The organism is Streptomyces sp. UC4497 (assembly GCF_054871485.1).
This window is the reverse complement of sequence record NZ_JBTYHB010000030.1, coordinates 1-15,525: the sequence shown is the minus strand read 5'-3', so window position 1 is coordinate 15,525 and position 15,525 is coordinate 1. Positions and strand designations below refer to the sequence as shown.

Genomic DNA, 15,525 nt, shown 5'->3' with positions numbered 1-15,525 from the left:
AGTTGAACGGTGAACATCCTGCAAGTCGTGCGGTATTCCCGGCCGCGCTGGGGGCCGCGCCCGGACACGCAAAGGACCCGGACGCGTGAGCGTCCGGGCCCGTAGGAAGTGGCTGGGGGCGGCGGTTAGCCGTACATGCGGCGCATCGCGAAGTCGACCATCTCCTCGACCGCCTTCGCGTCGAAGACCATCCGGTGCTCGCCCTCCATGTCGAGGACGAAGCCGTACCCGGTGGGCAGCAGGTCGATCACCTCGGCGCCGGTGATGACGAAGTACTTGGACTCCTTGCCCGCGTACCTGCGCAGCTCCTTGAGCGTGCTGAACATCGGGATCACCGGCTGCTGCGTGTTGTGCAGCGCGAGGAAGCCCGGGTTGTCGCCGCGCGGGCAGTAGACCTTCGACGAGGCGAAGATCTGCTGGAAGTCCTCGGCGGACATCGAGCCCGTGGTGAACGCGCGGACCGCGTCCGCGAGCGAGGGAGGCGACGGCTCCGGGTACAGCGGCGGAGCCTGCTGCCCGTACCCGCCCTGCGGCGGCGCGTACTGCTGCTGCCCGGCGCCCGGGCTCTGGTCGTAGCCGTACATGAGGGAAAGACTACCGACGCCCGAGGGGGCGGCGGGACGAGAGCGCCGAGGCGCCTTGTTCGTCACAGATGCCCACTGGGGGTTGATTCTTATTACCCACGGGTAGCATTGTGTTGGTTACTAGTTGGTATGCGTACGAGGACGGTCCGGGCGACCCGGACGACCCGCCTCCCCGATCTTTACGGAGCCGTCGCCATGGGGCATTACAAGTCGAATCTCCGCGACATCGAGTTCAACCTCTTCGAGGTACTCGACCGCGACAAGCTGTACGGCACCGGACCGTTCGCGGAGATGGACGTCGACACCGCCAAGAGCATCCTCGAAGAGGTCACCCGCCTCTCCGAGAACGACCTTGCGGAGTCCTTCGCGGACGCCGACCGCAACCCGCCGGTCTTCGACCCGGAGACCAACACGGCGCCGGTCCCCGCCTCCTTCAAGAAGTCCTACAAGGCCTTCATGGACGCCGAGTACTGGCGTCTCGGCCTGCCCGAGGAGATCGGCGGCACCACCGCCCCGCGCTCGCTCATCTGGGCCCACGCGGAGCTGATCCTCGGTGCCAACCCGGCGGTCTGGATGTACTCGTCCGGTCCCGCGTTCGCCGGCATCCTCTTCGAGGAGGGCAACGAGGCGCAGAAGAAGGTCGCCGAGATCGCCGTCGAGAAGCAGTGGGGCTCGACGATGGTGCTGACCGAGCCGGACGCCGGTTCGGACGTCGGCGCCGGTCGCGCGAAGGCCGTCGAGCAGGCGGACGGCTCCTGGCACATCGAGGGCGTGAAGCGCTTCATCACGTCCGGTGAGCACGACATGTCGGAGAACATCCTCCACTACGTCCTCGCCCGCCCCGAGGGCCACGGCCCGGGCACCAAGGGCCTGTCGCTGTTCCTCGTGCCCAAGTTCGAGTTCGACTGGGAGACCGGCGAGCTGGGCGAGCGCAACGGCGTCTACGCCACGAACGTCGAGCACAAGATGGGCCTCAAGGCCTCCAACACGTGCGAGATGACGTTCGGCGACCAGCACCCCGCCAAGGGCTGGCTGATCGGCGACAAGCACGACGGCATCCGCCAGATGTTCCGCATCATCGAGTTCGCCCGCATGATGGTCGGCACGAAGGCGATCTCCACGCTGTCGACGGGTTACCTCAACGCCCTCGAGTACGCCAAGGAGCGCGTCCAGGGCTCCGACCTGGCCCGCAGCACGGACAAGACCGCGCCGAAGGTCACCATCACGCACCACCCGGACGTGCGCCGCGCCCTGATGACGCAGAAGGCGTACGCGGAGGGCATGCGCACGCTGGTCCTCTACACGGCCTCCGTGCAGGACGCGATCCAGGTCAAGGAGGCCGCGGGCGAGGACGCGGCCGCCGAGCACGCGCTCAACGACCTGCTCCTGCCGATCGTGAAGGGCTACGGCTCCGAGAAGGGCTACGAGCAGCTGGCCCAGTCGCTGCAGACGTTCGGCGGCTCCGGCTTCCTGCAGGAGTACCCGATCGAGCAGTACATCCGTGACTCGAAGATCGACACGCTCTACGAGGGCACGACCGCGATCCAGGGCCAGGACTTCTTCTTCCGGAAGATCGTCCGCAACCAGGGTGCCGCGCTGAACGCGCTCTCCGAGGAGATCAAGAAGTTCCTCGCGGTGGAGACGGGCGGCGAGGAGCTGACCGCGGCCCGCGAGACGCTCGCGAAGGCGGCGGGCGAGCTGGAGGCCATCGTCGGCCTCATGATCAACGACCTGGTCGCCACGGAGCAGGACGTGAAGTCCATCTACAAGGTGGGGCTCAACACGACCCGCCTGCTGATGGCCTCCGGCGACGTGGTGGTCGGCTACCTGCTCCTCAAGGGTGCGGCCGTCGCGGCGGAGAAGCTCGCGGAGGGTGCCTCGGCCAAGGACGTGCCGTTCTACCAGGGCAAGATCGCCGCGGCGAAGTTCTTCGCGGCGAACGTCCTGCCGGGTGTGACGGGTGCGCGCAAGCTCGCCCAGACGACGAGCGAGTCGGGCGTGGACATCATGGACCTGGACGAGTCGGCGTTCTGACGCTCCGCTGAACCCGAGTGTGGCCAAGGCCCGTCGTCCCTTACGCGGACGACGGGCCTTGCCCTTTGCCACAGAGCGTGGCGCCTCCGGCAGGCGCGCCCACCGGAGGTTACGCGCGCAGTTCCCCGCGCCCCTGAAGGGGCGCGGGGAACTGCGCAAACCGGACCACAGCGGCACCGCAGGACGCCGAACACACCCCGCCCGGCAAGGGCAGCCGCGGGGGCCGCCGGAGGCAGGCCCACAGGGCCGCGCCCCACCCGGAGGGACTGGCTACCCTTGGCCGCATGCGCACACCCAGCCGCCCCTTCGATCGCGGGCACACCGACGACCTGATGTCCTTCCTCGCGGCGAGCCCCACGCCGTACCACGCCGTGGCCAACGTGGCCGCACGCCTGGAGAAGGCCGGCTTCACGCAGGTCGCCGAGACCGACGCCTGGGACGGCACCAGCGGAGGCAAGTTCGTCACCCGCGGCGGCGCCGTGATCGCCTGGTACGTCCCGGAGGGCGCCGGCGCCCACACCCCGTTCCGCATCGTCGGCGCGCACACCGACTCCCCGAACCTGCGCGTGAAGCCGCAGCCCGACATGGCGAGCAACGGCTGGCGCCAGGTCGCCGTCGAGATCTACGGCGGACCGCTGCTCAACTCCTGGCTCGACCGCGACCTCGGCCTCGCGGGCCGCGTCTCCCTGCGCGACGGCAGCGAGCGCCTCGTGAACGTCGACCGCGCCCTGCTGCGCGTCCCGCAGCTCGCCGTGCACCTCGACCGATCCGTCACGACGGACGGCCTGAAGCTCGACAAGCAGCGCCACATGCAGCCCATCTGGGGCCTCGGCGGCGACGTCCACGAGGGCGACCTGATGGCCTTCCTGGAGGACGAGAACGGGCTCGGCCGCGGCGACATCACCGGCTGGGACCTCATGACGTACGCGATCGAGGCACCCTCCTACCTGGGCCGCGACAAGGAACTCCTCGCGGGCCCCCGCATGGACAACCTCCTGTCCGTACACGCCTGCACCGCCGCGCTCGCCGAGGTCAGCAAGCAGGAGGACCTCCCCTACATCCCCGTGCTCGCCGCGTTCGACCACGAGGAGAACGGCTCGCAGTCCGACACCGGCGCCGACGGCCCGCTGCTCGGCACAGTCCTCGAGCGTTCGGTGTTCGCGCGCGGAGGCTCGTACGAGGACAGGGCGCGCGCCTTCGCCGGCACGATCTGCCTCTCCTCCGACACCGGCCACGCCGTGCACCCCAACTACGGCGAGCGCCACGACCCCACGCACCACCCGCGCGCCAACGGCGGCCCGATCCTCAAGGTCAACGTCAACAACCGCTACGCGACGGACGGTTCGGGCCGGTCCGTGTTCGCGGCGGCGTGCGACAAGGCCGGCGTGCCGTTCCAGTCGTTCGTGTCCAACAACGCGATGCCGTGCGGCACCACGATCGGCCCGATCACCGCGGCCCGGCACGGCATCAAGACCGTCGACATCGGCGCGGCGATCCTCTCCATGCACAGCGTGCGCGAACTGTGCGGCGCCGACGACCCGTACCTGCTGGCGAACGCGCTGACGGCGTTCCTGGAGGGCTGAGCGGGTCCGCCCGCCAACTGCGGTGTGAGTAAGAGGGGTTCGGGGGTACCCGGGCCCCTCACGCAGTTCCGAGCACACCACAGGGAGGCGGACCTGATGAGCCTTGGGGGTTCCATCATCCTGATCGCCGTCGGCGCGATCCTCGCGTTCGCGACCGACTGGCACATGGAGAGCGTCAACCTCGACCTGGTCGGATGGATCCTGATGATCGTCGGCCTGATCGGGGTCTTCGTGTTCCGCAGCATCGGCAAACGCCGGGGCCTGGTCCCACCGGCCGCCCACACGACCGTGATCGAGGAGGACCGGGACCGCCACATCTAGAGCCCTAGGCGCCCCGACCGTCCTGGTCGTCCATGCCCGCCAGCACCAGCGGCATCCGCTCCGCCCCGCCGTCGTCCACCACCACGACCGGCACACCCCAGTCCTGCTGGTGGACGTGGCAGGCGGGGTACTCGTTGGTGGGGTCGTCGTCACAGGACGCCGCCATCGCCGATACGTGCAGCACGCCCTCGGTGACGGCGGGGTTCAGCGTCAGTTCGCGGGCCAGATCCGTGCCCGCGCCGTCGCCCGCCGCCAGCAGCTCGGGCGGCGTCGACGAGACGAGCAGCCGGGTCGAGGGACCGTACCGGGTGTCGAGCTTCTGCCCGGCCGGCGCCTGGAAGACGACGTCCAACTGAAGTGTCCCGCCCGCCACTTCGGTCGCCGCGCGCTGCGTACGGTGCGCGACGGACTCGACGCGTACGGCCTCCTCGGGCAGGCGCAGCCGGGTCAGCCGGTGCCGCGCCGACTCGACGACGACCACGTCCCCGTCGACGACGAGCGCGCCACTCGGCTCCCTCAAGTCCGTGGCCAGTGTGGTGACTTGCCCCGTCGCCGGGTCGTAGCGCCGCAGGGCGTGGTTGTACGTGTCCGAGACCGCGACCGAGCCGTCGGGCAGCGCGGTGACGCCCAGCGGGTGCTGGAGCAGCGCCTGTTCGGCGGCGCCGTCGCGGTGCCCGAAGTCGAAGAGCCCGGTGCCGACGGCTGTGTGCACGGCACCGTCCCCGTCCACGTACCGCAGCGCGCTGGTCTCGGAGTCGGCGACCCACAGCCGCGTCCCGTCCGGGGAGACGGCGAGGCCGGAGGGCTGGGCGAACCAGGCCTCGTCACCGGGACCGTCCACAAGACCCTCGTTCGTCGTCCCCGCCGCGACGGCGACGGTCCGCGTCTCCGGGTCGTACGTCCACAGCTGGTGCACGCCCGCCATGGCGATCCACACCTTGCCCCCGAAAACGGCGACGTCCCAGGGAGAGGAGAGGTCGACGTCGAGGGCCGGGCCGCTGGTCGGGGAGCCCTGCCACCACTGCTTGCCGGTGCCGGCGAGGGTCGTGACGGCGCCGGTCCCGAGGTCCAGGGCGCGCAGCGCGTGGTTCACGGTGTCGGCGACGACGACGGTGTTCTCGTCGAGCAACGCGAGCCCCTGCGGCTCGTTGAAGGAGTCGGCTCCGAAGCCGCGCTCCCCTCTGCCGATCCGCCGCACGACGGTCTCCCCGTCGCCCTCCAGCTCCACCAGCTGATGCCGCGTCGTATCGCTGACCAGGAAGTTCCCGGAGGGAAGCACGATCGCCTTGCCGGGGAAGCGCAGATCGGTCGCGACCGGCTCCGGCGCCACGTACGGCCCCTCGCCGCGTCGCAACGTGCCCTTCGCCGCGTGCTCCGCCTCCAACTCCTCGACCAGCGCCCCGATCGCGTGCGCGTGCCCCTCACCGGCGTGCTGCGCAACGACGTACCCCTCGGGGTCGATCACGACAAGCGTGGGCCAGGCGCGCACGGCGTACTGCTTCCAGGTGGCCAGCTCCGGGTCGTCGAGGACCGGGTGCTCGACCCCGTACCGCTCGACGGCGTCGACGACGGCCGCGTGCTCGGCCTCGTGCACGAACTTCGGCGAGTGCACCCCGATGATCACGACGGTGTCCCGGTGCTTCTCCTCCAGCTCACGCAGCTCGTCGAGGACGTGCAGGCAATTGATGCAACAAAAGGTCCAGAAATCCAGGATCACGATGCGACCGCGCAGGTCGGCGAGGGTGTACTCGCTGCCTCCCGTGTTCAGCCAGCCGCCCTTTCCGACCAGCTCGGGGGCGCGGACACGGGCTCGGCGGGTGGTGCGGGCGGGCGCGGAGTCGTTCATGGTTCAAGCGTGCCACGCGTGTCCTGTCGTGGCCCGCGCCCGGTGTGGCAAGCGGGCGTCGGGCAGGGGTGTGAAGGACGCTGGGCAGCTATGAGCGACAGCAGCGGGCGTGTCAGTCGTACCGTCCAGTGGGCCAGCGGGCAGGTCGAGTCCGTGCGGGAGCGGGTTCCCTTTGTGACGCGGACGGCGCGGCAGATCGTTTCCGTGCGGTTGCTCGACTCGTCGACCAGGCTTGCCGCGCAGGCGTTTCTCACGGCGATCCCGGTGCTGTTCGTCATCGCCGCGTTCGCGCCGGCGGCCGTGCGGGAGCAGCTGCTCGATTCGTCGCGCACGGCCATCGGGCTCAGCGACGGTTCGCTCGCCGAGGTCCGGCAGGTGTACGGGGTGAACGACTCGACGACGCGGGATACTTCGGGCGCCGTCGGGGTGCTCGTCACGTTGTTGTCCGCGACGGCTTGCAGCCGGGCGTTGCAGCGGGTGTGCGAGCGGTCGTGGCAGGTGCCGCCTGCCGGGCTGCGGCTCGTGGCCTGGCGGTGGGCGGCGTGGCTGGGGGTGTGGCTGACCGCGATCCTCGCGCAGGGCGTGCTGCGCGACGGGTTCGGGGCGGGCGCGTGGCTGGGGATTCCGCTGTCGTACGTGACGAGTGTGCTGCTGTGGTGGTGGACGCAGCATCTGCTGCTGGGGAGCCGGGTGGCGTGGTTGCCGCTGCTGCCGGGAGCCGTGCTCACCGGGGTCGGCGTGGTCACGCTGTCGTGGGCCTCGCACCTGTACATGCCGCGGCTGCTGAACCGTTCGCTCGCCCAGTTCGGCCCGTTCGGGCTCGTGTTCACGCTGTTGTCGTGGCTGATCGTGCTGTTCACGGTGGTGTGCGCGGGGATCGCGGTGGGTCATGTCGTCGCGCGGGAGCGGCCGGTGGCGCGGCTGTTGCGGACGCCTGAAGCGGGTGTATGAAACGCGCGTCGAAACGGCGTAGGGCCGCACCCCCACGAGGGTGCGGCCCGTCCGTGCGTGCGTGGTCAGCGCAGCGGGTTGCCGAAGAGGGCCTTGGCGTCCGGGGCGCCGAGGTCCTTCGGGTTGATGGCGGTCGAGCCGGTGGCGGTGATGCCGGTGGCCGTGCCCGGGAAGGACCAGGTCGCGCCGGCCGACGCGTTCTCGCCGGTCGCGGAGACCGCGAGGTCGCGCTTGCCGTCGCCGTTGGTGTCGAGCAGCTGGCAGCCCGAGCCGAACGCGTCGTCCGACTCGGCGACGCCGGGCACGTCCGCCGTGTTCTGGTTGAACACCTGGGATCCCTCGCCGGTCACGCCGTCCGCGGAGCCGTGCAGCAGCGCGACGGCGCCGGCGTTCGACAGGCCACTGAAGTCCTCGCCCGCGATGCCGAGGGCGACCTCGGCCTTGCCGTCGCCGTCGACGTCGGCCACGGAGACGCAGGAGCCGAGCTTGTCGCCGTCCTCCTGGGCGCCGTAGAAGCCGGGCAGGGACTGGTCGAAGGCCTGCGTGGCGTTGCCCGTGAGGCCGTCCTTCGAGCCGAACGCGACGGTCACCTTCTGGTTCGTCTCGCCGATGTCGGACTCCTCGGGGTCGGACCCGACGACCAGGTCGTCGATCCCGTCGCCGTTGACGTCACCGGAGGCCAGTTCCCCCTGGGTCTCCGGTGCCCAACCGCGCTTGAAGCCCGAACCGCTGCCGTACAGGACGGTGTTGTTCCACATGCCGTCGCCGTTGTACGAGCGCAGGGCCAGGTCGTCGCGGCCGTCGCCGTTGAGGTCGCCGACCGCGTTGAAGAACACGGGGCCCGTGGTCGAGTTCGGCCCGTCCACGCAGCCGGACGGGTCGTCGACGCAGGTCGCGTCGTCCTTGCCGTAGCCCCACCACTCGGACTTGTCCATGAAGTTGAGCTTCTGGGCCGGGGCGCCGGCCTTGGAGACCGGTCCCTTCCAGAGGGCGGCGCCCTGGGTCTCGGGGTCGTCGCCGTAGCTGCCCATGTCGGCGAGCAGGGCCAGGTCGGCCTTGCCGTCGCCGTCGAAGTCGCCGATCTGCGGCGACCTTCCGTACGTGGCGATCTTCGTGCCGCCGGTCAGGCCCGAGGCCGAGCCCCAGACGATGACGCTGCCGGCGTCCTTGCTCTTGGAGCCGATGACGAGGTCGCTGTAGCCGTCACCGTCCAGGTCACCCTTGGTGAGGTACTGGCCGAACGCCTCCTTGGCCGCGGCGGAGCCCGGTATCCCGGTGGTGGAGCGGGAGATCAGCTTCTTGTTCGCGGCGTCGAGCCCGTTCGCCGAGCCGTACGTCACCGCGACGTAGCCGGCCCCCGCCTGCCCGGAGATGGTGCCCCCGGTCGCGGCGGTGACGAGGTCGGCGTACCCGTCGCCGTTGAAGTCTTCGGCCGCTGCCGCTTTACCGGTCGCCGCCTTTCCGGTCGCGGTGTCCGCCATCGCCGGGGTCAACGACACGGCGGTCAGGCCGCCCGCGACGAGGGCCGCGGTCGCCATGCCGATGCGGATCCTGCGGACACTGTGGGGTCGTGCGCGCAACATGTGGTTCCTTCGGTCGTAAGGTCACGTCCACCTCATACGACCCGTTAATTACTCGAACGGTTGCACGCACCATGTAACTGCCTTGTCACGAGGACCCGTTGGGCGTCAACCGGAATTCCGGGTTCCCCCATGGGTCCCCGCGCTTTCCCCGCACTTTCCCCGCGCTTTCCGGACGAGTTCCCCCATCCGGTCCCGAAGGACGTCGCGGCGGGGGTCCTCCGCGCGACTTTCGGGCACTGTTCGACGTATGCGCTACGAAGTGAGAGAGCGGATCTTCGGGATCGGCGAGGACTACTGGATCGAGGACGAGCAGGGCCGCAAGGCCTTCCTCGTCGACGGCAAGGCGATGCGCCTGCGGGACACGTTCGAGATCAAGGGCCCCGACGGCCAGGTCCTCATCGACATCCACAAGAAGGTGTTCGCGCTGCGCGACACGATGGTCATCGGGCGCGGCGACGAGGAGCTGGCCAGAATCAAGCGCAAGCGGCTCTCCCTGCTGCGCAACCACTACCGCGTCCAGCTCGCGGACGGCGACACGGAACTCGACGTCAGCGGAAAGATCCTGGACCGGGAGTTCGCCGTCGAGTACGAGGGTGAGCTCCTCGCCGAGATCTCGCGGCGCTGGCTGCGGGTGCGGGACACCTACGGCGTCAACGTGGTCCGTGAGGACGCGGATCCGGCGCTGCTGATCGCGGTGGCGGTGTGCGTGATCCATCTGGCGGAGAAGGAGCGGGGGGTGGTGGACTGATTCCCCGGCCGCCGTACACCGACGGCCGGACTCAGGAGCGGCGGGTCGGCGCCGCGAGCCCCAGTTGGCGGTCCTTCAGGGCCGGGAACTGCTCGCGCGTGACGCCGACCTTCGCCGGGTCGAACTCCACCCGCAGCACCTCTTCCCCGGCCCCCGCCTCCGCGAGCACCGCGCCCCACGGGTCGACCACGATGCTGTGCCCCGCCTGCGGAACCCCCGCGTGCGTACCGGCACTCGCACAGGCCAGTACGAACGCCTGGTTCTCCACGGCGCGGGCCTGCGCGAGCAGCGTCCAGTGCGAGCGGCGGCGCTCGGGCCAGCCCGCGGACACGATGAGCGTCTCGGCGCCGCGGTCGACCAGGCCGCGGTACAGCTCGGGGAAGCGCAGGTCGTAGCAGGTGGTCACGCCCGCCACGGTCTCCGGCAGCCGCACCGTCACGAGTTCCTCGCCGGCTCCCATCAGCACGGCCTCGCCCTTGTCGAAGCCGAACCGGTGGATCTTCCGGTAGGCGGCGGCGAGTTCGCCGTCGGGGGAGAAGACGAGCGAGGTGTTGTAGAGGGGGCCCTCGGGGTCCCTCTCCGGGATCGAGCCCGCGTGCAGCCACACCTCCGCGTCGCGCGCGGCCTTGGCCATCGCTTCGAAGGTCGGCCCCTCCAGGGGCTCGGCCTCCTCGGAGAACAGCTCGTAGGCGAAGGCCCCGGTGGTCCACAACTCGGGGAGTACGACGAGGTCGGCGGCCCCCGCCTCCGCTCGGACCAGTGAACTCACGCGCTCACGACGGGCGTTGACCGATTCGGTCGCCTTGTCGTCATTTACCGCGATCTGGATGAGCGAGGCGCGCACACTACCACCGTCCTGGCATTCGAGCCGTCGGCTCTACGTCAACAACAGCCCTACGTTCGTCACACCAAAGCACTGCCGGGGTGCCTACGGGCAGCGTAACTTAGCCTCTCAAGACACCCACGCCCGTGCCCGACGACTGTCTAAACGCCCGTGTACCACCGCTCGAGGGGTCCCCTTCCGTGAGTCTCCACCCCAGTCTTCAGACCTACGCCGACGCCTGGACCCACTCCGTGGAAGCGATATCCGAGCTGGTCACACCGCTCGCGGAGGGTGAGTGGAACCGGGCCACACCGTGTCCCGGCTGGTCGGTGCGCGACGTCGTCTCGCACGTGATCGGCAGCGACTGCGAGATGCTCGGAGACCCGCGGCCCATCCATACGCTGCCCCGCGACCTCTACCACGTGCAGACCGAGTCGCAGCGGTATCAGGAGATCCAGGTCGACATCCGCCGGCACCACACGGCACCCGAAATGGTCTCCGAGCTCGAGTACACGATCATCCGCCGCAACCGGCACCTGCGGAACGAGTCCCGCGAACCCTCGACCATCGTGCGCGGGCCGCGCGGCATCGAGGAGACCCTCGAATTCGCCATGCGCAGGCGGGCGTTCGACATCTGGGCGCACGAGCAGGACCTGCGCTGGGCCCTCGGCAAGCCCGGCAACCTCGACTCCCCGGGCGCGTACGTCACGCGTGACCTGCTGCTGTCTATGCTCCCGAAGATCGTCACGAAGGACGCGGGGGCGCCGGCGGACTCGGCCGTCGTGTTCGATGTGCACGGGCCCGTGGAGTTCCTGCGCACGGTGCGCGTGGACGCCGAGGGCAGGGGCACGATCGACGGTTCTCCGTCGCTCGGGCCGGCGGTGACGATCGCTCTGGACTGGGAGACGTACGTACGGCTGTCGTGTGGGCGGGTCGCGGTGGACGCGGTGGCGGATCGGGTGAAGACGGACGGCGACGCGGATCTCGCGTCCGCGATTCTGGCGGCCCTCAGGGTCACGCCCTGACGCACGGGCCGGCCCCCGCGCCCCTACGCCACGGGGCTCCACCCCGGACCCCGCGCCTCAAACGCCGGCGGGGCTGAGAGAGCGGTGCTCTGCCCCGGACCTCGCGCCTCAATCGCCGGCGAGGCTGAAAGAGATCGGCGCTCCGCCCCGGGCCCCGCGGGTTCTCGCGCCCGAGCGGGGCTCAAAGATCGGGGCTCCGCCCCGGACCCCGCGAGTCTCGTCCCAGAGCGGGGCTTGATTGGCCCACCCGCCGCGGGGGCTGAAAATGCCCACCCGCCGCACGGTTCGAATGTCGCCATCGCCCGGCCCCCGCCCATCTCCCACCCACCCGCCCCCTCCGGGGGCGTCGGCCCGACGGGGTACCGCCAGCCGTCTTGGACGATCCGACGCCGACCACGGCTCCCCACCCGAAACGGCCGACACCACCCACCTCGAGCAATCGCCCACCCCGGACGCTCGGCCGCCACCGCCTTGGGCAATCCGCCACCAACCACGGCTCCCCACCCCGGACAGTCGGCCGCCACCGCCTTGGGCGATCCGACGCCGCCGACGGCTCCCCACCCCGGCCGGTCGGCCCCGCACCGACTTGGGCAATCTGCCGCCTGGGGCGGCAGGGTGGGCAAGGCGGCGCCCGGTGCGGGCCGCACGTCACGAAGGGGCCGACCCCGGCGCAGCCAGGGCCACCGTGCAGGCCGCACCTAACGAAGGCGTCCACCCCGGCCAGGGAGACGGTGCGGGCCGCGCGTCACGAGGGCGCCCACCCCGGGCAGCCACGGCGCAGGCCGCACGTCATAAAAGGCGGCCACCCCGGCCCGGCCAGGGCCGCGGCGCAGGCGGCACCCACGTCAGGGCCCCCGCCCCGTCACACCGGTACGTGGACCGACGCCACCCGCGACGCCACCAACCGCTCCCGCTCGGCGCGGGCCGCCCGCCCCCGCAACCGGAGGATCTGGCTCACGCCGAGCGCCTCAAGGACGAACACCGCGGAGAACGCCACCCGGTAGTTGTCGCCGGTCGCATCGAGCAGCACCCCCACCGCCAGCAACGTCGTCATCGAGGCGATGAACCCGCCCATGTTGACGATCCCGGACGCCGTCCCCTGCCGCTCCGGCGGATTCGCAGGACGCGCGAAGTCGAACCCGATCATCGACGCCGGCCCACACGCCCCCAGCACCACACACATCACCACGAGCAACGCCATCGGCGCCCGCCCCGGCCACACCATCGGCATCGCCCACAGCACCGCGGTCACCCCCACGGTCCCCAGCGCGAGCGGCAACCGCGCCGCATGGTGCCGCGCCACGATCTGCCCGTACACCAGGCCGATCACCATGTTGGAGAGCACGACCAGGGTCAGCAGCTCCCCGGCCGTCCCCCGCGAGAGCCCCTGCGCCTCCACCAGGAACGGCAGCCCCCACAGCAACAGGAACACCATCGCCGGGAACTGCGTCGAGAAGTGCACCCAGAGCCCGAGCCGCGTCCCCGGCTCCCGCCACGTCGCCGCGATCTGCCCGCGCAGATACGCGGCCCCCTTGTGCGTACCGGCCGGCGGAGCGGGCTCGTACCCCTCGGGGTGGTCCTTGAGGAACAGCAGCATCAGCACGAGCACCACGACACCCGCGAGCGCGCTGCCCGCGAACGCCGCCGTCCACCCGATGCCGTGCAGCAGCCGCGCGATCACCAACGTAGAGACCAGATTGCCCGCCATGCCGACGAGCCCGGCCAGCTGCGCGACCAGCGGCCCGCGCCGCGCCGGGAACCACCGCGTGCCGAGCCGCAGCACGCTGATGAAGGTCATGGCGTCACCGCAGCCGAGCAGCGCGCGCGACACGAGCGCCATCGAGTACGAGGAGGAGAACGCGAAGCCGAGCTGTCCGACCGTGAACAGGATGACGCCGAGGGTCAGGACCTTCTTCGTGCCGAGCCGGTCGACCATCAGGCCGACGGGTATCTGCATGCCCGCGTACACGAGCAGCTGGAGGATGGAGAAGGTGGACAGGGCCGAGGCGTTGATGTGGAAGCGTTCGACGGCGTCGAGGCCCGCGACACCCAGCGACGTACGGAAGATGACGGCGACGAAGTAGACGGCGACGCCGATCGACCAGACGGCGACGGCCCGCCGCCCGCCGGGCGGATCCCCGGGCAGCGAGACCGAGGGGGAGGTGGCTGAACTCATCGCTCGTCACCCCGCGCCAGGCCCCGCACCCAACTCACGTGCCGGCGCACGACGGCGACGGCGGCCTCCTCGTCCGCGGCCCGCAGGGCGTCGAGGATCTCGCTGTGCTCGGAGAGCGTCTTCGCGATGCGGTCGGGGTGCGAGCGCATCACGGCGACGCCCATCCTCAGCTGCCGGTCGCGCAGCTGGTCGTAGAGGCGGGAGAGGATCTCGTTGCCCCCGCTGCGGACGATCTCCGCGTGGAAGCAGCGGTCGGTGGTGGCGGCCTCCGTGAACTGTCCGGCGGCGGCCTGCGTCCGCTGCTCCTCCAGGAGCTCCTCCAGGCGCGCGATGAGCTGCGGCTGCGCCGGCACGGCCTTGCGCACCGCGTGCTCCTCGACGAGCAGCCGGGTCTCCACGACGTCCGCGATCTCCTGCGCGGAGACCGGCAGGACCAGGGCGCCCTTCTTCGGGTAGAGCTTGAGCAGCCCCTCGACCTCCAGCTTGAGCAGCGCCTCCCGCACGGGCGTGCGGGAGACCCCCACGGCCTCGGCGAGCTCGCCCTCGGTGAGCAGCGTCCCACCCTCGTAGCGGCGCTCCAGGACGCCTCGCTTCACGTGGTCGTAGACGCGCTCGGCGGCGGGTGGTCGCTTCTCTGTGACAGCTGCTGCGGACATGCGCACATCATAGATACAACACGTACGCAAGCCGACCGGCGTCCATGATGCGGACCACCCGCCCCACGCAACCACCGGGCCTCCTCACGTGTCTCACACAACGCGGCCCCAACCCCAAGGGGCCCGATTCCAGGCACATTTGGAGCACTCGACTTGAAAACTCGCATTGCGGGCATAGCTGTTCTCGTCGCGGGATCCGTGATCACCAGCGGCGCGCTGACCACCACCGCACAGGCCGCCACGGCTCCGGCGAAGCCTTCGGTCGCCGCGGCCGGTGGCTATGTGATGAACAACGGAACGGGTTCGAGCCTGTACACGAAGGCCGCGGACACTCGTAGGTCCACCGGCTCCACCACCAAGATCATGACCGCCAAGGTGGTGCTGGCCCAGAAGAATCTGAACCTGGATTCCAAGGTCACGATCCAGAAGGCGTACAGCGACTACATCGTCAAGAACACCGCGTCGTCGGCCCGCCTGATCGTCGGCGACAAGGTCACCGTCCGCCAGCTGCTGTACGGGCTGATGCTGCCCTCCGGCTGCGACGCGGCGTACGCCCTCGCGGACAAGTTCGGCTCGGGCTCGACCCGTGCGGCGCGCGTGAAGTCCTTCATCGGCAAGATGAACAAGTCCGCCACCGACATGGGCCTGAAGAACACCCACTTCGACTCGTTCGACGGCATCGGCAAGGGCGCCAACTACTCGACGCCGCGCGACATCACGAAGATCGCGTCCTCGGCGATGAAGAACTCGACGTTCCGCTCCGTCGTGAAGACGAAGTCGACGAAGCAGAAGGTCACGACAAAGTCCGGCGGCTACCGCAACATGTCGTGGTCCAACACGAACAGCCTGCTCGGTACGTACTCCGGCACCATCGGCGTCAAGACGGGATCCGGCCCGGAGGCCGGCTACTGCCTCGTCTTCGCGGCGACGCGGAGCGGGAAGACGGTGATCGGGACGGTGCTGAAGTCGACGTCCGTGAGTGCGCGGACGTCCGACGCCAAGAAGCTGATGGACTACGGGTTCAAGAAGTAGCCGTCATCCTGCCCTGAGACGGGGCTGGGGTGGGGGGGGGGGGGGGGGGGGGGGGGGGGGGGGGGGGGGGGGGGGGGGGGGGGGGGCGGCGGGGGGGGGGGGGGGGGCGGGGGGGGGGGGGGGGGGGGGGGGCGGCGGGGGGGGGGGGGGGGCCGCCCGCCCC

At 70.4% G+C, this 15,525-nt stretch carries 13 protein-coding genes; 7 read left to right on the top strand and 6 right to left on the bottom strand.

Features of this window, described 5'->3' with window-relative positions; all coding sequences use genetic code 11:
• Positions 1–125: 125 nt before the first annotated feature.
• The gene (locus tag ACYSUO_RS31330) at positions 126–584 is read right to left on the bottom strand and encodes an SseB family protein (RefSeq protein ID WP_461779590.1); all 459 of its coding nucleotides are present in this window, start codon (positions 582–584) and stop codon (positions 126–128) included.
• Positions 585–779: 195 nt separating this feature from the next.
• On the opposite strand from ACYSUO_RS31330, the gene ACYSUO_RS31325 reads away from it, so the two are divergent.
• The 3 genes from ACYSUO_RS31325 (at position 780) to ACYSUO_RS31315 (ending at position 4,522) form a co-directional block, all read left to right on the top strand.
• On the top strand, positions 780–2,618 hold the full coding sequence (locus tag ACYSUO_RS31325) for an acyl-CoA dehydrogenase (protein WP_461779589.1): 1,839 nt from the start codon (positions 780–782) through the stop codon (positions 2,616–2,618).
• 284 nt (positions 2,619–2,902) lie between these two features.
• On the top strand, positions 2,903–4,201 hold the full coding sequence (locus tag ACYSUO_RS31320) for a M18 family aminopeptidase (RefSeq protein ID WP_461779588.1): 1,299 nt from the start codon (positions 2,903–2,905) through the stop codon (positions 4,199–4,201).
• Positions 4,202–4,297: 96 nt separating this feature from the next.
• Positions 4,298–4,522 (top strand): DUF6458 family protein, encoded by a 225-nt coding sequence (locus ACYSUO_RS31315; RefSeq protein ID WP_461779587.1) that lies wholly within the window; start codon positions 4,298–4,300, stop codon positions 4,520–4,522.
• A gap of 4 nt (positions 4,523–4,526) precedes the next feature.
• Here ACYSUO_RS31315 and ACYSUO_RS31310 read toward each other — a convergent pair whose 3' ends face one another.
• Complete coding sequence (locus ACYSUO_RS31310; RefSeq protein ID WP_461779586.1) at positions 4,527–6,368, bottom strand: NHL domain-containing thioredoxin family protein; 1,842 nt, start codon at positions 6,366–6,368, stop codon at positions 4,527–4,529.
• A 90-nt stretch (positions 6,369–6,458) separates the two neighbouring features.
• Here ACYSUO_RS31310 and ACYSUO_RS31305 point away from each other — a divergent pair, with 90 nt between their 5' ends.
• Positions 6,459–7,319, top strand: a complete 861-nt coding sequence (locus ACYSUO_RS31305) for a YhjD/YihY/BrkB family envelope integrity protein (protein ID WP_461779585.1) — start codon at positions 6,459–6,461, stop codon at positions 7,317–7,319.
• Positions 7,320–7,384: 65 nt separating this feature from the next.
• On the opposite strand, the gene ACYSUO_RS31300 is transcribed toward ACYSUO_RS31305, so the two are convergent.
• Positions 7,385–8,902 carry an FG-GAP repeat domain-containing protein gene (locus tag ACYSUO_RS31300; RefSeq protein WP_461779584.1) on the bottom strand — a complete coding sequence of 506 codons (1,518 nt, stop codon included), beginning with the start codon at positions 8,900–8,902 and terminating at the stop codon, positions 7,385–7,387.
• A 247-nt stretch (positions 8,903–9,149) separates the two neighbouring features.
• Between ACYSUO_RS31300 and ACYSUO_RS31295 the strand changes: the two genes are divergently transcribed.
• Positions 9,150–9,650 carry an LURP-one-related/scramblase family protein gene (locus tag ACYSUO_RS31295; protein WP_461779583.1) on the top strand — a complete coding sequence of 167 codons (501 nt, stop codon included), beginning with the start codon at positions 9,150–9,152 and terminating at the stop codon, positions 9,648–9,650.
• 31 nt (positions 9,651–9,681) lie between these two features.
• On the opposite strand, the gene ACYSUO_RS31290 is transcribed toward ACYSUO_RS31295, so the two are convergent.
• Positions 9,682–10,494 carry a carbon-nitrogen family hydrolase gene (locus ACYSUO_RS31290; RefSeq protein WP_461779582.1) on the bottom strand — a complete coding sequence of 271 codons (813 nt, stop codon included), beginning with the start codon at positions 10,492–10,494 and terminating at the stop codon, positions 9,682–9,684.
• Positions 10,495–10,673: 179 nt separating this feature from the next.
• Between ACYSUO_RS31290 and ACYSUO_RS31285 the strand changes: the two genes are divergently transcribed.
• Positions 10,674–11,498 (top strand): maleylpyruvate isomerase family mycothiol-dependent enzyme, encoded by an 825-nt coding sequence (locus ACYSUO_RS31285; protein ID WP_461779581.1) that lies wholly within the window; start codon positions 10,674–10,676, stop codon positions 11,496–11,498.
• Positions 11,499–12,360: 862 nt separating this feature from the next.
• Here ACYSUO_RS31285 and ACYSUO_RS31280 read toward each other — a convergent pair.
• Positions 12,361–13,674, bottom strand: a complete 1,314-nt coding sequence (locus ACYSUO_RS31280) for an MFS transporter (protein WP_461779580.1) — start codon at positions 13,672–13,674, stop codon at positions 12,361–12,363.
• Complete coding sequence (locus ACYSUO_RS31275; RefSeq protein ID WP_461779579.1) at positions 13,671–14,330, bottom strand: GntR family transcriptional regulator; 660 nt, start codon at positions 14,328–14,330, stop codon at positions 13,671–13,673. Before ACYSUO_RS31275 ends, ACYSUO_RS31280 begins: the two co-directional genes overlap by 4 nt.
• A 153-nt stretch (positions 14,331–14,483) precedes the next feature.
• Between ACYSUO_RS31275 and ACYSUO_RS31270 the strand changes: the two genes are divergently transcribed.
• On the top strand, positions 14,484–15,362 hold the full coding sequence (locus tag ACYSUO_RS31270; RefSeq protein WP_461779578.1) for a D-alanyl-D-alanine carboxypeptidase family protein: 879 nt from the start codon (positions 14,484–14,486) through the stop codon (positions 15,360–15,362).
• Positions 15,363–15,525: the final 163 nt, after the last annotated feature.